Source organism: Zoogloea sp., assembly GCF_030157465.1.
In the GTDB taxonomy this organism is placed as follows: domain Bacteria; phylum Pseudomonadota; class Gammaproteobacteria; order Burkholderiales; family Rhodocyclaceae; genus Zoogloea.
In genome coordinates this window covers 1-23,916 of record NZ_JAOAUU010000029.1, presented here as the reverse complement: position 1 = coordinate 23,916, position 23,916 = coordinate 1, and the positions used below count along the sequence as shown (strand labels likewise).

Here is a 23,916-nt window from a genome sequence, read left to right as displayed (position 1 = left end):
TGCCATGTCCGAAATCCTCAAGCTGCGCGGTGCGCCCGCCCTTTCCAGTTCCCGTCTTGCCCGGCTGACCGACTCGGTCAAGGCCGTCCTGCCCCGCCTCAAGGGGCTGGCCGCCGAGCACTGGTATTTTGCGGAAGTCAGCGCGCCGCTCACCGCCGACGAGCTGTCGCGCCTGATTGATCTCCTCGGTGTTCACCCGGAGGGCGACGCGCCAGCCGGCAGTCTGCTGATGGTGACGCCGCGACTGGGCACGATTTCGCCCTGGTCCTCGAAGGCCACCGACATCGCCCACCAGTGCGGTTTCGACAAGATTGTCCGGGTCGAGCGCGGCATCGCGTTTTCCTTCGATCTGCGCGGCGGTCTCGACGCCCGCGATCGCGACGCCGTGCTGCCCGCGATCCACGACCGCATGACCGAGTCGGTGCTTGAAAATGCCGACGCCGCCCACGCGCTGTTCCACCATTACGCGCCCCAGCCGCTCACCTCGGTCGACATCCTCGCCAGCGGCCGCGCCGCGCTGGTGGTGGCCAACACCGAGCTGGGCCTGGCCCTCTCGGAAGACGAGATCGATTACCTCGTCGAAAACTTCACGCGCATGGGCCGCAACCCCACCGACGTGGAGCTGATGATGTTCGCCCAGGCGAACTCCGAGCACTGCCGCCACAAGATCTTCAACGCCGATTGGGTCATCGACGGCCGCCCCGAAGAGAAGACCCTCTTCGGCATGATCCGCGAAACCCACAAGGCCCACCCGGAAGGCACCGTCGTTGCCTACTCCGACAACGCCTCGGTGATCGAAGGCGCGAATGTGGACAAGCTCTATCCGGACGCCGACGGCGCCTGGCGCTTCCGCGACGAACTGACCCACATTCTGGCCAAGGTTGAAACCCACAATCACCCGACCGCGATTTCGCCCTTCCCGGGCGCGTCCACCGGCTCCGGCGGCGAGATTCGCGACGAAGGTGCCACCGGCCGCGGCTCCAAGCCCAAGGCGGGCCTGTCCGGCTTCTCGGTGTCCAACCTCGAGATTCCCGGCGCCGAGCAGCCCTGGGAGCAGCATTACGGCAAGCCCGAGCGCATCGCTTCGGCGCTGGACATCATGATCGAAGGCCCGCTCGGCGCAGCCGCCTTCAATAATGAATTCGGCCGTCCCAACCTTACCGGCTATTTCCGCACTTTTGAACAAAGCGTGCAGGACGAAGTGCGCGGCTACCACAAGCCGATCATGATCGCCGGCGGTCTTGGCAGCATCCAGGCCGAGCAGTCCTTCAAGGTCAAGTTCGGCCCCGGCACCCTGCTGATCCAGTTGGGCGGCCCGGGCATGCTGATCGGTCTGGGTGGCGGTGCGGCCTCTTCGATGGCCACCGGCACCAACACGGCCGATCTCGACTTCGCATCCGTCCAGCGCGGCAACCCGGAAATCGAGCGCCGCTGCCAGGAAGTCATCGACGCCTGCTGGCAGAAGGGTTCCGACAACCCCATCCTCGCCATTCATGACGTGGGCGCCGGCGGTCTGTCCAATGCCTTCCCCGAACTCGCCGATTCCGCCAGCCTGGGGGCGCACTTCGAATTGCGTGAAGTGCATATCGAAGAGCCGGGCATGAGCCCGCGGGAAATCTGGTCCAACGAATCGCAGGAGCGTTACGTCATCGCGATTGCGCCTGAAAGCCTCGATGCCTTCCGCGCCATCTGCGAGCGCGAGCGTTGCCCGTTTGCCGTGGTTGGCAAGGCTTCCGACGACGGCCGCCTGGTGGTTTCCGACAGCCACTTCGGCAACGACGCCGTTGACATGGAAATGCAGGTTCTCCTTGGCAAGCCGCCGAAGATGACCCGCAACGTATCTACCCGCCAGGTTTTCCTGCCGCCCTTCGACGTGACCGACATTGACCTGGCCGATGCCTGCAAGCGCGTGTTGTCGATGCCGGCCGTGGCCAGCAAGAACTTCCTGATCACCATCGGCGACCGCTCCGTCGGCGGCATGACCGCCCGCGACCAGATGGTCGGCCCGTGGCAGATTCCGGTGGCCGACGTGGCCGTCACCACCATGAGCTTTCACGGCTACCTCGGCGAAGCCTTTGCGATGGGCGAGCGCACGCCGGTTGCCACGCTGGATGCCCCGGCCTCCGGCCGCATGGCGGTTGGCGAGGCGATCACCAACATCGCGGCGGCCGACATCCGTTCGCTCGGTGACGTGAAACTCTCCGCCAACTGGATGGCTGCCGCTGGCCACCGGGGTGAGGACGTCAAGCTGTTCCGCACCGTCGAAGCCGTGTCGCAGTTCTGCCAGAAGGCCGGGCTGGCCATTCCGGTGGGCAAGGATTCGCTCTCGATGCGCACGGCCTGGCAGGATGACGGCGAGGACAAGCAGGTCGTGTCGCCGCTTTCGCTCATCGTGACCGGCTTTGCGAAGGTCGAGGACGTGCGTCGCACGCTGACCCCGCAGCTCCAGTTTCCGGAAGGTGTGGAAACCGAGCTGCTGCTGATCGACCTCGGCAACAACCAGAACCGCCTCGGCGGCTCGGTGCTGGCCCAGGCCTACAACTCGGTGGCCGAATACGCGCCGGATGTGGACGCCGAACAGCTGGCAGCCTTCTTTGGCCTGATCCAGAAGTGGCGCCAGGATGACCTGATCCTCGCCTACCACGACCGTTCTGACGGCGGCCTCTTCGCAACGCTGTGCGAAATGGCCTTCGCATCCAAGTGCGGCATCTCGGTGATGCTCGACACCGTTGCCTACGATCAGTACATGAACGACGTGGATGGCCTCGACAAGCGCCCCGATTCACTCAAGGGCCGCTTCAATGACATGCTTTTCAAGGCGCTGTTTGCCGAAGAGCTGGGCGCGGTGATCCAGATCCGTCGTGCAGACCGCAGCCGTTTTACCACGGCACTGCGCGAAGCCCGCATCAGCTACCACTTTGTCGGCGAGCCGAACGACCGCGACGAGATGCGCTTCTGGCGCAACGCCAAGCGCGTGTTCAGCGCACCGCGCGCCGAGTTGTTGCAGATCTGGTCGAACACCAGCTACCAGATCGCCCGCCTGCGTGACGACGCCGAATGCGCCAAGGAGGAATTCGACGCGCTGGCCGACAACGCCAACCCCGGCCTGTCGGTGGCCCTGAGCTTTGATGCGGCCGACGATATCGCCGCGCCCTTCATCGCTAGCGGTGTCCGGCCCAAGGTTGCGATCCTGCGTGAGCAGGGCGTGAACTCCCAGGCCGAAATGGCCGCCGCTTTCGAACGTGCCGGTTTCGCGCCATTTGATGTGCATATGTCCGATCTGCAGTCCGGTCGCGTGCATCTCTCGGACTTCACGGGGCTGGCAGCCTGCGGCGGCTTCTCGTATGGCGACGTGCTCGGCGCGGGGCAGGGCTGGGCCAAGTCCATCCTGTTCAACCCGATGCTCCGCGAGCAGTTCGAAACCTTCTTCAAGCGCACCGATACCTTTGCGCTGGGCGTTTGCAACGGCTGCCAGATGATGTCCAACCTGGCCGAGATCATCCCCGGTGCCGAAACCTGGCCGCGCTTCCAGCGCAACCGCAGCGAGCAGTTCGAAGCCCGCTTCGTGATGGTGGAAGTGCAGGAAAGTCCGTCTATCCTGCTGGCCGGCATGGCCGGAAGCCGCATGCCCATCGTGGTCTCCCACGGTGAAGGGCGCGCGGTGTTCCAGGGCGTCGACGCCCAGGACAACGCCAATATCGCGCTGCGCTACGTGGATAACACCGGTGCGGTGGCAACGCGCTACCCGTTCAACCCGAACGGTTCGCCCGATGGCATCACCGGCCTGACCACGCCGGACGGCCGCTTCACGATCATGATGCCGCACCCGGAGCGCACTGCCCGGACGGTGCAGATGAGCTGGCATCCGGAAAATCTCGGCGAGGATTCGCCGTGGCTGCGCATGTTCCGCAATGCGCGGAAATGGGTGGGGTAAGGCATTGGCGGGCAGGGCGCTGAGTGCTGCGCAGCGCCTGCGCTGACCGATATGAACGAGGGGGCTTCGGCCCCCTCGTTTTATTCATGGAGCCGACGCTGGCCAGAGCTTCGCGTAAGACGATGATTCCGGCGCCGGGTGCGTCGCAAGGCTTGGCAGGTGGCCCGGATCGGCACTGCGGGCTTTCTGTTCGGCGACGGTGAGCAGTCTGGTGCGGGGCAGACCCGGTGCGATGTCGCAACGGTTTCGGGCGTAAAAAAGGCACCTCCCGCGTTATGCGGCAGGTGCCTTTCAGGGCCTTCTGGCGGTGCCTTACATGCCCTGGTAGATCGGGCCTTCACCACCCTGCGGCGTTACCCAGTTGATGTTCTGGGTCGGATCCTTGATGTCGCACGTTTTGCAGTGCACGCAGTTCTGGGCGTTGATCTGGAGGCGCGGGTTGTCGCCTTCGGGGCTGCGCACGATCTCGTAAACACCGGCCGGGCAGTAGCGCTGTTCGGGCGCGTCGTACTTGGCGAGGTTGATCGAGATGGGCACCGAGGCATCCTTCAGCTGAAGGTGGCAGGGTTCGTCTTCCTCGTGGTTGGTGTTGGAGAGGAAGACCGATGACAGCCGGTCGAAGCTGAGTTTGCCGTCGGGCTTGGGGTAGGCGATCGGGCTGCACTCAGCGGCCGGCTTGAGGGCCGTGTGGTCGGCGTGGTTGTGGAGCGTCCAGGGTACGTTGCCGCCGAAGAGCTTTTGCTCGGCGCCGAACAGGAAGGAGCCCAGCCACAGGCCCTTTTTCATGTAGGGCTTGAAGTTGCGCGTCTTGTGGAGTTCGGCGTGCAGCCAGCTGGACTTGAAAGCGGCCGGATAGGCGTCGAGTTCGTCCTGGGCACGGTTGGCGGCCAGGGCGTCATAGGCGGCTTCTGCGGCCAGCATGCCGGACTTCATGGCGGCGTGGGAGCCCTTGATGCGGGCGGCGTTGAGGAAGCCCGCATCGTCGCCGATCAGGCCGCCACCTGGGAAAACCAGCTTGGGCTGGCTCTGCAGGCCACCGGCGGCAATGGCGCGGGCGCCATAGGCGAGGCGCTTGCCGCCGCTGAGGAATTTGCTGATCTCGGGGTGCGTTTTGTAACGCTGGAATTCCTCGAAGGGCGATAGGTAGGGGTTGCTGTAGTTGAGGCCGACCACGAAGCCGACTGAAACCAGATTGTCTTCGAGGTGGTAGCAGAAGCCGCCGCCGTAGGTGGCGGCGTCCATCGGCCAGCCGGCGGTGTGCACGACCAGGCCCTTGACGTGCTGGTCGGCCGGGATTTCCCACAGTTCCTTGATGCCGAGGCCGTAGGTTTGCGGGTCGGCGCCGTCACGCAGATTGAAGCGTGCTTCGAGTTCCTTGCCGAGATGGCCGCGGCAGCCTTCTGCAAACAGCGTGTACTTGGCGCGCAGTTCCATGCCCGGCTGAAAGTTGGGGCCCTGGGTGCCGTCCTTCAGGACGCCCATGTCACCGGTGATGACACCGGCTACCGCGCCATTGTCGTCGAACAGCAACTGGGCACCCGAGAAGCCCGGATAGACCTCGACGCCCATCGCCTCGGCCTGCTCGCCGAGCCATTTGACCAGGTTGCCGAGGCGAACGATGTAGTTGCCTTCATTGTGAAAAGAGTCGGGGAGCAGGCCGTTGGGCACCTGGCGCCCCCCGGTTTCGGACAGGAAGATCACGCGATCTTCGGTGACCTCAGTGTTGAGCGGGGCGCCGCGCTCCTTCCAGTCGGGAATGAGTTCGTTGAGGGCGCGGGGGTCGATCACTGCACCGGAAAGAATGTGGGCGCCGATTTCGGCTGCCTTTTCGATCAGGCAGACGGTGAAGTCCTGCCCTTTTTCTGCTGCCAGTTGCTTGAGCCTGATCGCTGCGGCCAGGCCCGCCGGGCCGCCGCCTACGATCAGTGCGTCAAATTCCATCGAATCCCGTTCCATCGCTGTCACCTCCTGAAATTTTTTGATTTGTTGTGCCGTAACTTGCGAAGCGTAACTGCGCATACGACCGAGAGCAATCCCGGTCGCACACCCGCACCCGCAGGCCAACATACGCAGGCGTATGTTACATTGACCAACGCCGTGTTGGGCACCCCCAGGGCGCCCAACACGGCGCTTTTCATCCAAAAAACAGACAACGGGGGAGAACACTCATCATGACCCATGCAACGCCCACGCAGGCCCCGACTCGCCGGCTGATCCTGACCACCAGAATTCCCGTCCGCTGGGGGGACATGGACGCTTACGGGCATGTCAATAACACGGTTTACTTCCGCTATTTCGAGCAGGCCCGCGTCGAGTGGCTGGAGCAGGCCGGCTCTGCCGTGACGCCGGACAATCCCGTTGCGCCTGTCATCATCAATGCCAGCTGCACCTTTCTGATCCCGGTCAATTATCCGTCGACAGTGGTGGTGCGCATGTATGCAGGCGAACCTGGCCGCAGCAGTGTGATGACCTGGTATGAGCTGGGTGTGGAGGGCGATGATCGTCTCTATTCCGAAGGGGCCTCGAAGGTGGTGTGGATGGATCCGGGCACCGGCAAGTCGGTTCCGCTCCCCGACGCCATCCGTGCCGGGGTAAGCTGACAACTGCCGCATTCGACCGGACGCAGAGCCGGTATTCCGGAAAACAGTTCAGTTGCAGGAGAGCCAGATGAGCTACCCCATCGCCGATCGCCCGTTGTGGGTTCCCGATGGCGGCAGGATCGCCGCCGCCAATATCACCGCTTTTGCCCGTCGGGCCGAGTCCCGCTGGGGCCGCAGCCTGCCCGGTTATGACACGCTGCACGCCTGGTCGGTCAACGAGCCGGCCGAATTCTGGACTTCGGTCTGGGAGTCTGGCGAGGTGCGCGGGCAGATGGGCTCGGTCGTCCTCGAAGACGCAGAGCACATGCCCGGGGCCCGCTGGTTTTCGGGGGCGCGCCTGAATTTCGCCGAGAACCTGCTGCGCAGCCGTGACGACAGCGATGCGTTGGTTTTCTGGGGCGAGGATCGGGTGAAGAACCGCCTTTCCCATGGTGACCTGTATCGTCAGGTGGCGCATTTTGCGGCTGCGCTGCAAGAGCAGGGCGTCGTCGCCGGCGACCGGGTGGCGGCCTATATGCCGAACCTGCCGGAAACCATCGTCGTCATGCTGGCCGCGGCGAGCATCGGCGCGATCTTTTCATCCGCCTCGCCGGATTTCGGTGTGCAGGGCGTGCTCGACCGCTTCGGCCAGATCGAACCCAAGGTGCTGGTGGCCGTCGATGGCTATTACTACAACGGAAAAATCGTCGACTGCCTCGACCGTCTGGCCGCGATCACCGATGGCCTGCCGTCGGTGAAGCGCGTTGTTGTCGTGCCCTACGTGCATGCCCGTCACGACATTTCGCATGTGCATCACGCACGCATGCTGGTGGATTTCGTCAAGCCTTTCCTGGCCGAAACCGAGATTGCTTTTGCGCAGCTGCCTTTCGCGCATCCGCTGTTCATCATGTATTCGTCGGGCACCACCGGCGTGCCCAAGTGCATCGTTCATTGTGCCGGCGGCGTGCTGCTGCAGCACCTCAAAGAGCATCGCCTGCACGGCGACGTCAAGCCGGGTGACAGGCTGTTCTACTTCACCACCTGCGGCTGGATGATGTGGAACTGGCTGGTGTCGGGCCTTGCCTCCGGCGCCACGCTGCTGCTCTACGATGGTTCTCCGATGATCGGCAACGGCGCGATTCTCTTCGATTACGCCGCCGCCGAAGGCATGACCCACTTCGGCACGTCGGCCAAGTTTATCGACGGCATCGCCAAGGCAGGGCTCAGGCCGCGTGCCACCCACGATCTTTCGGCCCTGCGCGCCATGTTCTCGACCGGCAGCCCGCTGGTGCCCGAAGGTTTCGAATACGTCTATCGCGAGATCAAATCCGATATCTGCCTTTCGTCGATTTCTGGCGGTACCGACATCGTTTCGTGCTTCGTGCTCGGTAACCCGACCCTGCCGGTGTGGCCTGGCGAGATCCAGTGCAAGGCCCTCGGCATGGCCGTGGATGTCTTCGATGAAACCGGCGCGCCGGTGAGAGGCGAGAAGGGGGAGCTCGTCTGCACGCGGCCGTTCCCGGTGATGCCGCTGGGATTCTGGAATGATGCCGACGGGGCAAAATATCGCTCGGCCTACTTTGCGCGCTTTGAAAACGTGTGGTGTCACGGTGATTTTTCCGAGATCACGGCCCACGACGGGCTGATCATCTATGGCCGTTCGGACGCCACGCTCAATCCTGGCGGGGTAAGGATCGGCACTGCGGAAATCTACCGTCAGGTGGAAAAGCTCGGGGAGGTCGTCGAATCCCTGGTGATTGGCCAGCAGTGGCCGCCGGGTGATGCCGGTGACGTGCGCGTGGTGCTCTTCGTCAAGTTGCGCGACGGGGTGGCCCTCGACGAAGCCCTGACGGCCCGGATCCGCCAGACGATCCGCGACAACACCACGCCACGCCATGTGCCAGCGAAAATCGTGCAGGTGACCGATATCCCGCGCACCAAGAGCGGCAAAATCGTCGAACTGGCGGTGCGCTCGGTCGTGCATGGCGAAGCCGTCAGGAATGTCGAGGCGCTGGCCAATCCGGATGCCCTCGAACAATTTCGGGCGCGCCCCGAATTACAGAACTGAGCGGGAGGGCCGCACATGCTTATGGATCGCAATAAATCCAGCCTGCTGGTCGTGGACGTGCAGGCCCGTCTGCTGCCGGCCATTGCCGACGGTGAAACGGTACTCGCCAACTGTATCTGGCTTGCCGGAGTGGCGCAGCGGCTCGATGTGCCGGTGGTGGTTTCGGAACAGTACCCGGAAGGCCTGGGGCGCACGGCCGGGCCGCTGCTGGCTGCCGTGGGCGAGGCGCCGGTGGTCACCAAGACGCATTTTTCCTGCGTGTCGGACGGCTGCCTCGCGGGCACACCGGTGGAGGCACGCAGGCAGGTCGTGGTGGTTGGCACGGAAGCTCATGTCTGTGTGCTGCAAACCGTGCTCGAGCTGTGCTGGCAAGGCAAGGAGGTCTTCGTCGTCGCTGACGCCGTCGGCTCCAGGAAGCCGGCCGACAGGGAGGCGGCGCTCGAGCGCATGCGTCGCCACGGCGTCGAGATCGTCACCCGCGAGATGGTGGCTTTCGAATGGCTGCGGCGCAGCGCGACCCCGCAGTTTCGTGAAATCAACCGCGATTTCATCCGCGACAACTAGGTACTTTTCTGATACCACCGGGGCCCGAGCCTGGATCGGGCGGCTCGGGATGCGTGTTTTACGCAGCCCGATGCCTCCTCCCGTTGAAGAAAGGGGTGTGGATCGGCTATCATTCCCCTTTCCAGAAGTCCCCCGTGTCATGACCAAATACGTCTTCGTTACCGGTGGTGTCGTGTCCTCTCTGGGCAAAGGCATCGCTGCAGCCTCTCTCGGGGCGATTCTTGAATCCCGCGGCATCAAGGTCACCCACCTCAAGCTCGACCCCTACATCAACGTCGACCCCGGCACGATGAGTCCCTTTCAGCACGGGGAAGTCTTCGTGACTGAAGATGGTGCCGAGACCGACCTCGATCTGGGCCATTACGAGCGCTTCACCAGCGCCAAGATGGGTCGTCGCAACAACTTCACCACCGGCCAGATTTACGAGGCCGTGATCAAGAAGGAACGTCGCGGCGAATACCTTGGCAAGACCGTCCAGGTCATTCCCCACATCACCGACGAGATCAAGACCTACGTCAAGCGTGGTGCCGAAGGCGCCGATGTGGCGATCATCGAAGTGGGCGGCACCGTTGGCGACATCGAATCACTGCCCTTCCTCGAGGCGATCCGCCAGATGAGCATTGAAGAAGGTCGCCAAAGCACCTGCTTCATCCATCTCACGCTGCTGCCCTACATTCCGACTGCCGGCGAGCTGAAGACCAAGCCCACCCAGCACTCGGTCAAGGAACTGCGCGAGATCGGCATCCAGCCTGACATCCTGCTGTGCCGCGCTGACCGCTCCGTGCCGGCCGACGAGCGTCGCAAGATTGCGCTGTTCTGCAACGTGATGCCTGAAGCCGTGATCGAATGCCTCGATGCGGATTCCATCTACCGTATCCCCGGCATGCTGCATGACCAGATGCTCGATGAAATCGTCTGCCACAAGCTGGGCATCCTTGCCCGCGCAGCCGATCTCACCATCTGGGAGCGTCTGATTGATGCGCTGCAAAACCCGCAGCACAACCTCAACATCGCCTTCGTCGGCAAGTATGTCGATCTCACCGAGTCCTACAAGTCGCTGATCGAAGCCCTCAACCATGCTGGCATGCACACCCGCAGCAAGGTCAATATCCACTACTTGGATTCCGAGGACATCGAAAAGAACGGCTGTGGTGCGCTCAAGTCCATGGACGCCATTCTTGTTCCCGGTGGCTTCGGCCGGCGCGGCACCGAAGGCAAGATCGCTGCGATCCGCTACGCCCGCGAAAACAAGGTTCCCTACCTCGGCATCTGCCTCGGCATGCAGCTGGCGGTGGTCGAATTCGCCCGCGATGTGGCGGGCATGACGGGTGCGCACAGCACCGAATTCGACAAGCACACCGATTACCCGGTGATCGGCCTGATCACCGAATGGCATGACGCCTCCGGCAAGATCGAGAAGCGCGGCGAGGATTCCGATCTTGGCGGCACCATGCGCCTCGGCGGCCAGGTCTGTCACCTGACCGATGGTTCGCTGGCCCGTGAAGTGTATGGCAAGCCCGATATCACCGAGCGCCATCGTCACCGCTACGAAGTGAACAACACGCTGCTGGCCAAGCTCGAAGCCCAGGGGCTGCGGGTTGCCGGTCGTGCGCCGGGCACCGATCTGTGTGAAATGATCGAATTGCCCTCCGAAGTTCATCCGTGGTTTGTCGGCTGTCAGTTCCACCCGGAATTCACCTCCAACCCGCGTAACGGCCACCCGCTCTTCACCGCCTTCGTCAAGGCTGCACTCGCCCATCAGCAGGGCGGCTGAAAGGAATCCCCATGAAACTCTGCGGCTTCGATGTCGGTCTCGACAAGCCCTTTTTCCTGATTGCGGGGCCCTGCGTCATCGAGTCCCGCGAGATGGCTTTCGAAACCGCGGCGGCGCTCAAGGAAATTTGCGCCGAACTGGCGATTCCGTTCATCTACAAGTCCAGCTATGACAAGGCCAACCGGAGTTCCGGCACATCCTACCGCGGCATGGGCATGGAAAAAGGCCTGGAAATCCTCGCCGAGGTTCGCGAGAAGCTTGGCGTGCCGATCCTTACCGACGTGCATACGGCCGAGGAAGTGCCCCACGTGGCTGCAGTGGTCGATGTGCTGCAGACGCCGGCCTTCCTGTGCCGGCAGACTGATTTCATCCATGCCGTCGCAGCATCCGGCAAGCCGGTGAATATCAAGAAGGGCCAGTTTCTCGCCCCCGGCGACATGAAGAATGTCGTCGACAAGGCCCGCGAGGCCAATGGCGGCGCGGACACCATCATGGTCTGCGAGCGCGGAGCTTCCTTCGGTTACAACAACCTGGTTTCCGACATGCGTTCGCTGGCAATCATGCGCGAAACCGGCTGCCCGGTGGTTTTTGATGCCACCCATTCCGTGCAGCTGCCAGGCGGGCAGGGCACGGTTTCGGGCGGTCAGCGCGAGTTCGTGCCGGTGCTGGCCCGGGCCGCGGTTGCCGTCGGTATCTCCGGTCTGTTCATGGAAACCCATCCCGATCCCGCCAAGGCCTTCTCCGATGGCCCCAACGCCTGGCCGCTGGGCAGGTTGAAGGCGCTGCTGGCAACCCTCAAGGGCATTGATGCACTGGTCAAGGCGCAGGGTTTCGAAGAGCTGAAGTCCTGACCCTCCCGACAAAGTGTCAGGCAGTTTTCCGGTTTTGAAGTTGAGGGCGATCCGCTGATCGCCGATGTTCATTCTGTAAAGAGAGAGAAAGTTCATGAGCGCAATTGTTGATGTCATTGCCCGCGAGGTACTCGATTCCCGCGGCAACCCCACCGTTGAAGCCGATGTGCTCCTGGAATCCGGCGTGATGGGCCGCGCCGCTGTTCCGTCCGGCGCCTCCACCGGCTCTCGCGAGGCCATCGAGCTGCGCGACGGTGATGCCAGCCGTTACCTTGGCAAGGGCGTGCTGCAGGCCGTCGAGAACATCAACACCGAAATCTCGGAGGCCCTGATCGGCCTGGACGCCGAAGAGCAGGCCTTCATCGACAAGACCCTGATCGACCTCGACGGCACCGAGAACAAGTCCCGGCTCGGCGCCAATGCGCTGCTGGCTGTTTCGATGGCGGTTGCCAAGGCTGCCGCTGAAGAAGCCGGCTTGCCGCTGTATCGTTACTTCGGTGGTTCCGGCGGCATGGCCCTGCCGGTGCCGATGATGAACGTCATCAACGGCGGCGCCCACGCCAACAACTCCCTCGACATCCAGGAATGCATGATCATGCCGGTTGGCGTGAAGAGCTTCCGTGAGGCTCTGCGCTGTGGTGCCGAGATCTTCCATCACCTGAAGAAGCTGACCGACAAGAAGGGTTACCCCACCACCGTTGGCGACGAAGGCGGCTTTGCCCCGAACGTTTCGGGCACCGAAGAAGCCCTCAACATGATTCTCGAAGCAACGGTCAACGCGGGATACGAGCCGGGCCGTGATGTGGTGCTGGCACTCGACTGCGCGGCTTCCGAGTTCTACAAGAACGGCAGGTATGAGCTGGTTGGCGAAGGCCTGTCGCTCACGTCGGAAGGTTTCACCGACTACCTCGCCACGCTGGTCGAAAAATTCCCCATCGTTTCCATCGAGGACGGCATGGCCGAGGGCGACTGGGAAGGCTGGAAGATTCTGACCGATCGTCTCGGCAAGCACGTTCAGATCGTTGGTGACGACCTCTTCGTGACCAATACCCGCATCCTGAAAGAAGGTATCGAGAAGGGTATCGCCAACTCGATCCTCATCAAGATCAACCAGATCGGCACCTTGACCGAAACCTTCGCTGCGGTCGAAATGGCCAAGCGTGCGGGTTATACCGCGGTGATCTCCCACCGCTCCGGCGAGACCGAAGATTCCACCATCGCCGACATCGCCGTGGGCCTCAACGCGATGCAGATCAAGACCGGTTCGCTGTCCCGTTCGGATCGTATCTCCAAGTACAACCAGCTGCTGCGCATCGAGGAAGATCTTGGCGATACCGCCTTCTACCCTGGTGTTTCCGCCTTCTACAACCTGCGTAATCGCTGATCGCAGGCGGGGTCGGCCGGTTCAGGCCGGTCGACCCCCAGCTGGATGTTCCCATGCGCTGGCCCACTCTCGTCCTCACGCTTCTCGTCATAGCCTTGCAGTATCCCCTGTGGATCGGCAAGGGCGGCTGGCTGCGCGTCTGGGAAGTTGAAAAGCAGCTGACAGCCCAGAAAGAGGGCAACAACAAGCTGGAGCAGCGCAATACCGGCCTTGAGGCTGAAGTGCGTGATCTGAAGACGGGTTACGAAGCCGTCGAAGAGCGGGCGCGATTCGAGCTTGGCCTCACCAAGCCGGACGAAGTCTTTGTCCAGATTCCCCAGTTGAAGTAGGCAGACACCGGAAAGCTGTGAAGCGCCTCTCTCCGGGGCTCAGGCGCCGGACATCCCTTTGATGGCCGCAAGCAGTCCAAGCGTGGAACCATCCCTTTTCGCGTTGGCACCGTTCTCGATGCTGCGTGCCATGTTCTTCCCCAGTTCGACTCCGTACTGGTCGAAGCTGTTGATTCCCCAAATCCATCCCTGCACAAAAACCTTGTGTTCATAGAGCGCAAGGAGTTGCCCGACGCTGAAGGGCGTAATCGCTGGCATGAGCAGCGTCGTGCTCGGCTGATCGCTTGGGCAGACCAGATGCGGAGCGAGGCGTTCGATCTCGTTTTCGTCCAGACCGCGTGCCCGGAGTTCGTCCCGCGCTTCGTCCAGTGTGCGACCCAGCATGAGGGCGGCCGATTGTGCCAGGGCGTTGTCGATCAGGCTGAGGGCGGCCGGCGAGGCGGTAGAGCAGACCGGCACGACGAAGTCGAACGCGACCTTGCGGGTCCCCTGGAGTAAAGCGCGTTTGAATCTCGGATAAAGCGCGTTTGAATTGCGGACGCGAATAAACGAATGGTAGCCGTTCATTTCTGGACGGCTATTTTTTTGCCTTAGAAAAGCCCACCCATGGGGGAGGGGTCGTAGTTGGTGATCACCAGCTCACGGCTTTCGGCGACTTGGCCATGGGAGCTGGCTACGGAGTACTTGATGGCCAGGTCGTGGAAGACAAGGCCGGCGAAGCAACTCCGGATATCCGGATGGTCGTTGATGGAGAGCATGACCTTGCCTTTGCATGAACGCATGGTGTCGGCAAGGGCTTCGTATTGTGCCCACTCAAAGGGCACCCCGTAGCCTTCGGTCTGCCAGTAGGGCGGGTCCATGTAGAAGAAAGTGTGGGGCCTGTCGTAGCGCTTCACGCAGTCTTGCCAGCTACTGTTTTCGATGATCGTTCCGCCTGCCAGCCGAAGGTGCGCAGCCGAGAGGTTTTCTTCGATCCGCAGAAGATTGACCGGTGGGGCGGTGGTCGCCGTGCCGAAGTTCTGGCCATCCACCTTGCCACCGAAAGCATGGTGCTGGAGATAGAAGAACCGGGCAGCGCGCTGGATGTCCGTGAGCGTCTCCGGGCGGGTGATCTGAAGCCACTTGAACACCTGCCGACTACTCAGCGCGTACTTGAACTGCCGCATGAACTCTTCCAGGTGGTGCTGAACCACCCGGTAGAGGTTGATCAGCTCGCCGTTGATGTCGTTGATCACCTCCACGGTGGCAGGCATGGGCCGGAGGAAGTAGAGCGCCCCACCCCCGCAGAACACTTCCACGTAGCACTCGTGGGCAGGGAACAGGGGGATGAGGCGATCTGCCAGCCGGCGCTTTCCACCGAGCCAGGGGATGATCGGATTTACCGGGTTGTTAATGAGCGGGGGCATGGCTGAACTTCTTTCTGCGCTCGAGGCGCTTCGGGAGGCTCAGGGGCCTTCAGGGTATTGAGTGCACCGCAGCGCGGGCACTTGATTGCCAGGTGGGCCACATGACCCACTTCGGCAAGTTTTCTACAGCACTTTGAACACCTGAAATCTTTCACGTTGTACCTACTGCATGTAGGCTTTGGACGCCGTCCGGACGGTGGCGGTGCCTTGGCCGAATGCAGGCGCATCTGCTGGAGGTGGCCGTGTCCGGTGTTCCAGCACCGGGCACGGTCGCACCGTCTTTATTTCAGGCCGATCGCCAGCCAGTGAATATCGCCGGTTGTCGTTGCCTGTGAGCTGTCACCAAACACCACACAGCCTGTGCCTGTGAGATCTTTGAAGACGATCCCCATCGCACCGCTGATCCCAACGGCGTAGCTGATGGATGGGAAGAACCCAAACACCTTGCTCAGTGGGATCGTAAAAGTCACATTGTGGAATGTCAGCTCGTACAGCTCGGCACCCAGGATCTTGCCGCCCTGCAATATGATCCACGGCGTATCCAGCGCCCAAGAAGTCCCGACCTCGGTCAGCGTGACATCGACGAGCTTGAGAAAATGCGAAGCGGGGTGGGTCTGCAACGTCTGCGCATCAGTGCTCTGGGCTGGCGCACCCAGGGTGATGAGCTGCTGAATCGCATCGGCGACTTGACTATGGGACGCAGCAGAGGGCGCGATGCTTGCCCTATCCAAAACATTAAGCAGTTCGTTCTGAATCATGTTCAGCCATGCGGCCTCAATGATGGTCGGCGGCTGACCAGCGCCGACATTCTCCTCAACGAAGTTTCCGGAAGCATTGCCCGGGGCAGTTGTTTTGATCATCGATACTCTCCTCAAATCGTTTCAAACCACAGGCACACATGTGCCTGCTTGAATGTCTCCAGCCGGGCCTGCAGGGCTGCCCGATCCACCACCGCGGCGCGGTAGCGCACGCGCAGGAGATACCGCGCCCGGTAGCTCCATACCGGGCTTCCGGCAGTGCTGCCAACTTGAAACGGCTGGCACACCAGGTGATCAACCTGGACGTCTGACACAGCTGCACCCTGCCGCACAACCTCAGCCTGGGCGACAGCCCGATACGCCGATACGTGGAAGTTCGATGCAGCCGGAACATGCACAGCCACGGCAGCGGAAACCACACCCGGCGCCGTATCAGCCACACGGGCTAGCTCCCGCCCCATGGCCAGCATTAGGGTGTCGCCGGTGCCACCGCGAGGCCACTCCCAGGCCTGGCCGGGGGGAAGCAGGGCCCGCATTGCATCGCCGAAATCGCTGGCGCTATAGCGCTGGATCGACATGATCAGCCCCACACCAGCGTCGGCTCGGCGAAAGCCTCGCCCGGCCCGCACACCAGGTTGGCCACCGGTGCCAGGCGCGTGTATCGGCTGGTTACCCGGCGGATCACATCATCCACGGCCACCATTTCCAGCTCCGCCTCATCGGTCACCAGGCTGTGCACCAGGTCAGCCAGGTTGGCAAAAATCGCAGCGCGGTTCGTGCCCGAATCCACTTCGGGATCGAGCAGAACACGGATCTGCACAGCCTTTGACACCGGGCTGGCCACCCGCACATCGGCGGTAGCCGGTGCGCGGCTGAGCACGTAATTAAGCACGTCATCGCGGATTGCCAGGGTTGGCAGACGGCTGGGCAGGCTGTTGCAGATTGGGCGGATCAGCACAGTACCGAGGCCCAGAGCATGGAGCTGCACCAGTGCCGACGTCACCGCCGGGTGGGCGCTGCGGGCCCAGTAGCGGTAATCTTCGACCCGCCCGGAGCGGCCGCCCACCTCCACCACTGCCCGCCACTCGTCGGCCACGCGGATACGCCAGTCATCGACCGACTCGGCATCGGCCCCTCCAGACAGCCCGCCCGCCATCACCGTGGCTGACGCATCGACTCCCAGCACCGGGTCGATCAGCGTCAACTTGCTACCGGCGAGCAGGTTGCCCACCACCCCAGCCGTCGTGCAGCGCGCCTCGACACGGGCCGTGCCATCGAGCAGCACCACGGCCTCGAGGGCCTCATAGTCGAGGCCTGTCGGGCTGCGCCACAGGGAGCCCGCCAGCACCTGGGCACCGGCTGCGCCAGTGACGGCAAGCGCCCCGGCCGCTGCGGCCGGCGCCAGGCGATCGACCCCATACAGCGCCGCCCAGGCATACAGCCGGTCAAGGTCGCAGGTGAGCGGTGAGCACTGCGCATCAATCCACGCCAGGTGTCCATGCTGGCCGTGGCAAGCCCGTGCCCAGGCTGCCGACAGCGGCCCGCGCAGCACGGCAGGCACCAGCGCCAGATCCACCTCAATGCGGGCCTTGAGTTCGTCGAACGTCGGTCTCACGTAAGTCATAGGGGCACGCTCACAAGAAAGGAGCGGTCACGGTAAAGGCCCGTGATATCCAGCACCACGCCGGAAACGCCTGCCGGGCTCCGCTCGGTCACCGACAGGTCCGTCAGGCCATGCGCCTCCAGCACCGTGCGCACCAGCTCAACGGCCTCGAGGCGGGCCGCACTGCCCAGGGGCTGCCGGCGCACATGCCACAACCCACAACCCGAATCCGCAGCCAGCCACCAGCCACGGCGCAGGTAGCGATCGGGCTCGCGGCCGGCAGGGGCCTCGGCATCGGTAAAAAGCACGGCGTACACCAGGGTTTCCACGGCCTGGTCATCAATTTCCGGGTCGTAGAACATCAGGTCAAAAACGCCGTTACTCACCTGCTTTAAGCCAACAGCCCTCTGCACCGGCTCGATAACAGTTACGGCCGCAGCACCGCTACCGCCCGCCACATTGCCCGATACAAACAACATCACGGTCTGCCCCCAAAGAGGGTCACCCGTGCCTGCCATCGGCAGCGCTGGCGTGTACGTGCCCACATACCGCGACGCTCGTGTCACACGCGACCAGGCAATATCCCCCAGCACGTCATAGTTTGAATTCCGCTGGGCCACCTGCGCGCCCAGCGCGAACACATCCACCGTAGTGCTGTAATTGAATGTGTCGGCCATCGTCGCAACCAAAATGCCGTTGACGAACAATCGCAACACGCCGGCCCAACGGTCTGCGGCAAGGATGACAAACTCGCCCAAAGGCACAGCAGTGCCATTGAGGTAAGAGAGGTCACCTCGCCACCACTGCACCAGGCCTGCCGCAGTAACCCACAGTTGCCAGCCCGAATAGCCCGTACGGTAGAAATCCACCAAAACCACGTTGTGGCGTGTAATCCGCGCAGCCACTTCGACACAAAAATCACCGGTACCAAAAGCAAAATCAGCAAGGGCTTCGACAGACTGCAGCCAGTCGAGTGCACCGTCGAAGTGAGTCACCTGATCGACACCCACCCCAGGGCCAGCCACCAAAGTCGGCGTGCCCGACGTTGTAAAAGTACGGCGCCCCGTCAAGTCCAAAAAACTCATGACATGCTCCGATCGGGCAGCGGGCTGCTGCCATGTTTATGCCCGTCAAAAACTGCTCGCATCGCCCCCATTGACCCCACCCCGTCCGACATTGCACCGCCGGCATGAGCATCGCCCATCACTACCAAACTCCCCCCGATCAACACATTCCCCGTCGTCTCAAACTCCGGGCAATCGGCCACCACTCGCGTGCTCGCCTTCACTTCAACCACCCCGCCCGCCTTGATGAGCACGTAGTTGCCTTCGGCGTCATGGATCGCCACCTCACCGCTGGCCAGGCTCATGCTGTAACGCTTGTCGCCCACCACCAGGGCAATGCCCTGGGCACGGTCGCCAGCCACAAACGCCACATAAGCCTCGCCGCCGGGCGGGTGGTGGCTAAAGCCGTAGGGCGTCACCCGCGCTACGTCGAGTACTTCTTCGTCGAGCGCCCGCACCTGCACTTTCCCGTCGCCCACCCGTGTCACGCGGGCCTGCGCAAACACCAGCTGCAGCCGGCTCCAAACCTGATCCATCACACTCATTTGCGGCTCCCTGCGTTGCGTTTTTTGCGTGACGGCGTTGCGTTGCCCACAAAGGCATCCCGGCTCATCAACTGCAAATGGGTGACCGACCCACCTTGGCTATCCAGCGTAAAAGCCCGTTCGCCGATCAAAAACACCCCGTCGATGCCCTCGCGTGGAATCACCACCCGCACCTGGGTATTGATCGCCCACAAGCCCTCCGCGTGGCGCCAGCCCAGCACCTCGATTTCAATCCGGTGCGCCCGCGCCTGGCGGCGGTTGCGCTCCAGCTCGGCCCGGCGGCCGCAGGCCCCGGCGCTGCCGCCGTGCCGGTCGGCAACAATGTGCATGGGGCGGAAATAGCTGATGCCCGAATCCTTCACCGCCCCCTTCAAGGCCTCGCTGCTCGCATAGTCAAAGCTCTTCACCACGTAGTCGCTAAAACGCAGCTTGTATTCATCCACCACGTCGTAAGCCTTGATGTGCTCGCCGTAGCGCAGCGTGGCCACCGGGGGCGCCGCGGTGGGGGCGGTCAGCACAATGCCGCCGTCTGCCGTGGGGTAAATCAGCAGGTTGGCCGTGCGGGCCGCGTTGATCAGTGCATTGGCCGGCTGCTCGCACTGCATGGCAAAGTTGGGCACGGCCGCCGTTTCGGCGTCGATCTTCACCGGCACTTCAAACGTCTTTCCAAGCTGCTTCACAATCTCGGCCAACTTCAGGCCGTTCATCGTCTTGCTGTACTGGCAATCCACCAGCTCACGCCCCAGCGAGCGGCCCTGAAAGCGGATCGCGTGGCTGTCGCTGCCCACCCGTCGCCCCACCACATCCGCGCGCACCGTGGTGGCCAGCTCACCGTCCACCAGCACCTCCACCACGCTGTTCACCGTCATCGGCACATCGTCCCCAATGCCCGGCCCGGCGCTGGCCAGCTGCACCGTCGCACACAAGTCATCCACCGATTCGCGCACCTCCACCCGCTGCCAGCCCGCATAGCGCACCCCGTCAAAGCGCAGCTCCACGTATTGCTCAGCCATACACCCTCCCCACCACAAACAGCGGGTGCGTCACGCCGTTTGTACGGTTAAAAATGTCCTCGTCCACATCCAGCCGATGGGCCAGCACCGTGGCCGGCATGTACGCCACCACATCGCGCACCTCGGCCGGTGCCAGCGCCTGGGCAGATAGCGTTTCCAACAGCCCGGTGCGCAGCGTCAGCAACGGTTCGAACACCGCATCGCCCGCCGTGGGCAGCAGCGCATCCAGCGCGGCCAGTGCAGCCGCCAGGGCTGCATCCCGATCGGCAGCGGTGCGGTAATCAGCGATAGCCGCCTCGGCCGCGGCCACCGCCAACAAGCGGCGCCGCAGCAGCGCCTCGGCCGCCAGGTTGGCTGTTAGGGCATCGCCCCCCGCAGTGCGGCCCTTCAGGGCCACCGATGCCAGCCGGCCCACCACGCGCGGCCGGGCGTCATCCTCAACACCGTCGGTCGCCCCCAGCGCGTTGGCGATCGACTGCAGCGCGTTGGCGTAGACCTGGGGCTGGGCAACCAGCAAGCGCAAGTCCGTCTTTACGCCCTCAATCTGGGTGCTCACCGTGTGCGCCCACGCCACAGGCAAGGCCGACAAGCTCACCACCTTGCGCAGCGCCTCAAGCCCACCCTGCACGGTGGCCACCCAGCGGGTCAGCACATCAACGGGCATCGGCGCCAGGTCAAAATCCGCCACCACTGCAGCGCTGGCCCGGCGGGCGGCACCCAGCGCCGCATCGGCCATGTCCACCTTCGGCACGCTGGGGGCACGGCCGCCGGGCACAAAGCCTATCGACACCGTGGCCATGCCCCCCCGGTCGCTGCTCTCGCTCACCGACCATTCCTGCGCCCGCACCCACAACCGGCCCAGCCACGGGTGGGTCAGCCAGTCGGCCCCACCGGTGGCCAGCAGGGCCAGCAGCTTGTTGCGCGCCAGGTCGTAATCCGGACCAATGAAATAGGCCGTCACCCGCCACTCGCGCGCCTTGCCGCCAAGGTCTTCCACAATCGGCTCATCGGCGCCGGGGAATTCATGCACCACCAGCCGGCGGCCGGCCTTGGCCTCGTGGCTGTCAGTCAAAAAGGCAAAACCCTTCCAGGCCGCCCGCTCCAGTCGGTCAGTCCAGCTCATTTAGGTGCTCCGCTCCAGATGTTTCCGGTGTTCACCGCTGCACCGCCGGGGCCGCTGGTTTGCACGTTCTGCCCCTGCAGCACCAGGCCGGGGGCCAGGCCAACGGTGATATCCGCTTTGACGTTTGTCGGCTTCGGCTCCTGCTTGAGCATGTCGGTAAGGCCCTGCACGGCCACACCCAGCGCCGCGCCCACGCCCCCGCCCACGGCGGTGCCGAGGCCGGGGATGATGCTGCCCACCGTCGCCCCAAGGCCGGCGCCCGACAGTGCCGCGCTGCCGTAGCGGGCCGCGGCGCTCTCCTCGCCGTACATCGACGACAGCACCGCGCCCCCCAACCCAGCGCCAATGCCAAAAAGCCCCGCACCCTTCGGGATCACCGGCAGCCGGCTGGCGAGCCCGGCCGCACCGCCGATACCGGGTATCGAAGAGAGCAGCCGCAGGCCGGTTCCGGTGCCCATTACGCCCTGCAGCATGCGGCTGGCTGCCCAGGTGCCCGCAGCCCCGGCACCCAGCGCGCTCGCAGCAATGGCACCAGTGCCAAGGCCGGGGTTTTTCTCAAGCACGGGCTGCACGGTGTCGCTCAGCGTGCCGGTCATCACTTCAACCAGGCTCTTTTTCATACCCGCCACGCCTTCAGCCGCCTTGGCTTGAGCGTTTTCCCACGTGCCGGCGAGGGCCTCTTGCTTCGATTGCAACGTGTTGGTCTTGAGCGCGATGCGCGGCCCCACGTCCGACTGCTCGTCGAGCTTGTCGCGGCTGGCCCTGAAGCCTTCTAGCCCGCCTTTATTGATCATGATTGCTGCCGGCCGGCCAGCCTCCACACCGAACAGCTTGTTGAGCACGTGCAAGCGGTCGACGTCGGTCAGCGGCTTGAGCTTGTCGAGCTGGCTGAACATGTTCTCGATGCCCGCGAACTTGCCGTCCTTACCGAAGAACTCCAGCTGGATCTGGTATTTGTCCAGCAGCGCCCGTACCTCTTTGGCCTCTTCGCCCGAGCCCATTTTGCGGAAATCCACCTGACTGGTACGGGTGAGCATCTGCGCGAAGTTGGTGCCGAACGACGTGCCCTCGAGGCCGACCGATGCCGCCATGCCCTGCACAGCCAGCAGGTCGCGGGCGTTGTCCTTGCCAGTGAGCTTGAGGGTGTCGAATGTAGAAGATGCGTACCTCCCCACCTGCTGGAAGTCGTCAGGGCTAATCCCGTAGGCGTAGCGGGCCTTTTGCATCATGTTGGCCATCTCGGGCAGCTCGCTATCCCCGAGCCCGTAGGCCTCGCGCATCTTCGCGATCGTCGTTGCGCTCTGGTACTGGTCCATCTTGGCCAGCACGCCAAACTCCGCCGATGCCTTGAGGCCCCCGCCAGTGATCGCGCTGGCCGGCATGCCTTGCTCACTCAGCGCCGTGGCGGCCGACACAAAATCCTTGGTCGAGCCCGGCAGGTCACCGCCCAATGCTTCGGCCTGCCGCATGATTTCGGCGTAATCCCTGGCATTGACCTTGCCGCCTTTTTTAGCCAGGGCAATCTTCAGGTCTGCCTGAGCCACCTCAAGGTTTTCGGCGGCCTTGATCGGAGCATTGACCACCCGCGCCGCCGCATAGCCCCCGGCCGCCCCAGCGGCACCCACCTGGGCAGCCTGCTCGAGGCGCTGCATCTTGCTCACCTCGCCCAACTCGCGCTTCAGCTCGCGCACCTTGCCAAGGGTTGCGTCCTGCGCGCGGGCCAGCTCGCGGGCGCTCATCGCGCCGGATCTCGCAAGGGTCTGGTACGCCTGCTGGGTGCTGCGAATCTCGTCGCGTACCGCGCGCTCGGCGCGGATGCCCAGCGTCTCGCGGGCGCTGGCCATGTCCCGGTACAACCGGATGTGGGTGTCGTGGGCAGACTGCACCGCCTGCGTGCTTGCGGTAGCCGATTGCCGGGCCGCGGCGGCCGTGCGCTCGGAGCCCTTCACGGCCTCGTCGGCCGACTTTCGCACCGCCTGCTCCACAGCCTTGAGGCCGGCGCCGCTGCCGTCCTTTGCCGTGAACAGGATTTCAACTTTTGTAACGTTGCTCATGCTGACCGCACCATTTGAGGGGTACGGCCAGCATAGGGGCCGGCAAAAAGCCTGTGCAGGACGGAAATGTTTCCCGCCCACATATCGCGAGGCAAAGAAAAAGGAGGCCGAAGCCTCCTTTATTGAATCACTCGAACTTCCGCCCCTCCAGCGGCGCCGCAATCGCGGCCCACACAAACAACTCTGGTAAGGGCAGGCGCCTGATGTAGCGCAAATCCTGATGCAAGCCCCGGGCAACCAGGGCACACGCCATCAGGACACGTCTAAGTTTTTTTCGTCCCGATCCTCCGGCTTGATCAGCTCGTTGGCAATCGCATCGCAAGCCCGAAAGTCATGCACATGCAGCTTGCCGATAATCTCGGGGGCAGTGCCCGTGAGGTTGGCAATCAGGTGGATCGTCTGCTGAGTCGGGCCGCCCTGGTCGAAGGCGAGCAGGTCGTCGGCCGTTGCGAAATCGCGGAAGCTAAGCGTGTCGATCGTGCGCTTGCCGATCGTGATGGGGTGTTTGAGGGGATGCTTGGGCATTGGGGTGTCCTTGTTCAGAGAGTGGTGTCGAGGGTGTGGCAGAGCTGCAGCCCGAGGCGGGCCAGGGCCACGTCTGCCGGCTCGTCGGTGATGTCCGCTGTCGCGACGATGGCTACAAGTGGTCCGGGATCAATGCCGGCCTGCGTGGCCACAGCAGTGAGCGCGTCGGGGTTGGCGAGCAGGTTGGCGAAGTCCTGCTCAATGAGGCCCGAGCTGATGTAATGCGTCGCGGGCAGCTCGCCGGTGGGAGAGAGAGGCGTCGTGTACATCCCCGAGCCGCCAGCGCCAGCCAGGTGCTCGCACGCTGCACTGGCGGCAGCGGCGTAAGGGGCCGGGACGATG

The 23,916-nt window shown here is 63.4% G+C and carries 22 protein-coding genes; 8 read left to right on the top strand and 14 right to left on the bottom strand.

The features are described from left to right. Positions 1–4: 4 nt before the first annotated feature. Complete coding sequence (gene purL, locus Q1W26_RS03790; protein WP_300436094.1) at positions 5–3,934, top strand: phosphoribosylformylglycinamidine synthase; 3,930 nt, start codon at positions 5–7, stop codon at positions 3,932–3,934. 312 nt (positions 3,935–4,246) lie between these two features. On the opposite strand, the gene Q1W26_RS03785 is transcribed toward purL, so the two are convergent. Then, positions 4,247–5,890, bottom strand: coding sequence for an electron transfer flavoprotein-ubiquinone oxidoreductase (locus tag Q1W26_RS03785; protein WP_300436091.1), 1,644 nt, complete (start codon positions 5,888–5,890; stop codon positions 4,247–4,249). A 215-nt stretch (positions 5,891–6,105) separates the two neighbouring features. Here Q1W26_RS03785 and Q1W26_RS03780 point away from each other — a divergent pair, with 215 nt between their 5' ends. The 7 genes from Q1W26_RS03780 to ftsB all read left to right on the top strand — a co-directional run bounded on the left by Q1W26_RS03780 (position 6,106) and on the right by ftsB (position 13,483). Beyond that, positions 6,106–6,534 (top strand): thioesterase family protein, encoded by a 429-nt coding sequence (locus tag Q1W26_RS03780; protein WP_300436088.1) that lies wholly within the window; start codon positions 6,106–6,108, stop codon positions 6,532–6,534. Between the two features lie 67 nt (positions 6,535–6,601). Next, the gene (locus Q1W26_RS03775) at positions 6,602–8,581 is read left to right on the top strand and encodes an acetoacetate--CoA ligase (RefSeq protein ID WP_300436085.1); all 1,980 of its coding nucleotides are present in this window, start codon (positions 6,602–6,604) and stop codon (positions 8,579–8,581) included. A 15-nt stretch (positions 8,582–8,596) separates the two neighbouring features. Then, positions 8,597–9,145: a hydrolase gene (locus Q1W26_RS03770; protein WP_300436082.1), complete on the top strand. Its 549-nt coding sequence runs from the start codon at positions 8,597–8,599 to the stop codon at positions 9,143–9,145. A 139-nt stretch (positions 9,146–9,284) separates the two neighbouring features. Further along, positions 9,285–10,919, top strand: a complete 1,635-nt coding sequence (locus Q1W26_RS03765) for a CTP synthase (protein ID WP_300436079.1) — start codon at positions 9,285–9,287, stop codon at positions 10,917–10,919. Between the two features lie 11 nt (positions 10,920–10,930). Continuing rightward, positions 10,931–11,770, top strand: a complete 840-nt coding sequence (gene kdsA / locus Q1W26_RS03760; RefSeq protein WP_300436076.1) for a 3-deoxy-8-phosphooctulonate synthase — start codon at positions 10,931–10,933, stop codon at positions 11,768–11,770. 94 nt (positions 11,771–11,864) lie between these two features. Continuing rightward, positions 11,865–13,154 carry a phosphopyruvate hydratase gene (eno, locus tag Q1W26_RS03755; RefSeq protein WP_300436072.1) on the top strand — a complete coding sequence of 430 codons (1,290 nt, stop codon included), beginning with the start codon at positions 11,865–11,867 and terminating at the stop codon, positions 13,152–13,154. A gap of 53 nt (positions 13,155–13,207) precedes the next feature. Then, positions 13,208–13,483, top strand: coding sequence for a cell division protein FtsB (gene ftsB, locus Q1W26_RS03750; protein ID WP_300436069.1), 276 nt, complete (start codon positions 13,208–13,210; stop codon positions 13,481–13,483). Positions 13,484–13,522: 39 nt separating this feature from the next. Here the strand turns inward: ftsB and Q1W26_RS03745 are convergent, their stop codons facing one another. The 13 genes from Q1W26_RS03745 to Q1W26_RS03690 form a co-directional block, all read right to left on the bottom strand. Next, positions 13,523–14,050 (bottom strand): hypothetical protein, encoded by a 528-nt coding sequence (locus tag Q1W26_RS03745; protein WP_300436066.1) that lies wholly within the window; start codon positions 14,048–14,050, stop codon positions 13,523–13,525. Positions 14,051–14,073: 23 nt separating this feature from the next. After that, entirely contained in the window at positions 14,074–14,889 is an 816-nt protein-coding gene (locus Q1W26_RS03740; protein ID WP_300436057.1) for a DNA adenine methylase, read from the bottom strand. Then, the gene (locus Q1W26_RS21475) at positions 14,862–15,116 is read right to left on the bottom strand and encodes a Com family DNA-binding transcriptional regulator (RefSeq protein ID WP_366143631.1); all 255 of its coding nucleotides are present in this window, start codon (positions 15,114–15,116) and stop codon (positions 14,862–14,864) included. Before Q1W26_RS21475 ends, Q1W26_RS03740 begins: the two co-directional genes overlap by 28 nt. 54 nt (positions 15,117–15,170) lie before the next feature. Further along, on the bottom strand, positions 15,171–15,749 hold the full coding sequence (locus tag Q1W26_RS03735) for a hypothetical protein (RefSeq protein ID WP_300436055.1): 579 nt from the start codon (positions 15,747–15,749) through the stop codon (positions 15,171–15,173). A gap of 11 nt (positions 15,750–15,760) precedes the next feature. Next, a complete protein-coding gene (locus Q1W26_RS03730; RefSeq protein ID WP_300436053.1) occupies positions 15,761–16,225 on the bottom strand; it encodes a hypothetical protein in 465 nt (154 codons plus the stop codon). Positions 16,226–16,227: 2 nt separating this feature from the next. Beyond that, on the bottom strand, positions 16,228–17,271 hold the full coding sequence (locus Q1W26_RS03725; protein ID WP_300436050.1) for a baseplate J/gp47 family protein: 1,044 nt from the start codon (positions 17,269–17,271) through the stop codon (positions 16,228–16,230). After that, on the bottom strand, positions 17,268–18,335 hold the full coding sequence (locus Q1W26_RS03720) for a hypothetical protein (RefSeq protein WP_300436048.1): 1,068 nt from the start codon (positions 18,333–18,335) through the stop codon (positions 17,268–17,270). Before Q1W26_RS03720 ends, Q1W26_RS03725 begins: the two co-directional genes overlap by 4 nt. Further along, positions 18,332–18,859 (bottom strand): phage baseplate assembly protein, encoded by a 528-nt coding sequence (locus tag Q1W26_RS03715; RefSeq protein ID WP_300436045.1) that lies wholly within the window; start codon positions 18,857–18,859, stop codon positions 18,332–18,334. Before Q1W26_RS03715 ends, Q1W26_RS03720 begins: the two co-directional genes overlap by 4 nt. Further along, entirely contained in the window at positions 18,856–19,872 is a 1,017-nt protein-coding gene (locus Q1W26_RS03710) for a phage baseplate assembly protein (protein ID WP_300436042.1), read from the bottom strand. Before Q1W26_RS03710 ends, Q1W26_RS03715 begins: the two co-directional genes overlap by 4 nt. Continuing rightward, on the bottom strand, positions 19,865–20,995 hold the full coding sequence (locus tag Q1W26_RS03705; RefSeq protein WP_300436039.1) for a DNA circularization N-terminal domain-containing protein: 1,131 nt from the start codon (positions 20,993–20,995) through the stop codon (positions 19,865–19,867). The genes Q1W26_RS03710 and Q1W26_RS03705 overlap by 8 nt, the downstream gene beginning before the upstream one ends. Further along, positions 20,992–23,049 (bottom strand): phage tail tape measure protein, encoded by a 2,058-nt coding sequence (locus tag Q1W26_RS03700; protein WP_300436036.1) that lies wholly within the window; start codon positions 23,047–23,049, stop codon positions 20,992–20,994. Before Q1W26_RS03700 ends, Q1W26_RS03705 begins: the two co-directional genes overlap by 4 nt. Before the next feature lie 252 nt (positions 23,050–23,301). Further along, positions 23,302–23,574 (bottom strand): phage tail assembly protein, encoded by a 273-nt coding sequence (locus tag Q1W26_RS03695; RefSeq protein ID WP_300436033.1) that lies wholly within the window; start codon positions 23,572–23,574, stop codon positions 23,302–23,304. Positions 23,575–23,588: 14 nt separating this feature from the next. Then, the coding region (locus Q1W26_RS03690) for a hypothetical protein (protein ID WP_300436030.1) at positions 23,589–23,916 on the bottom strand (328 nt) is incomplete at its 5' end.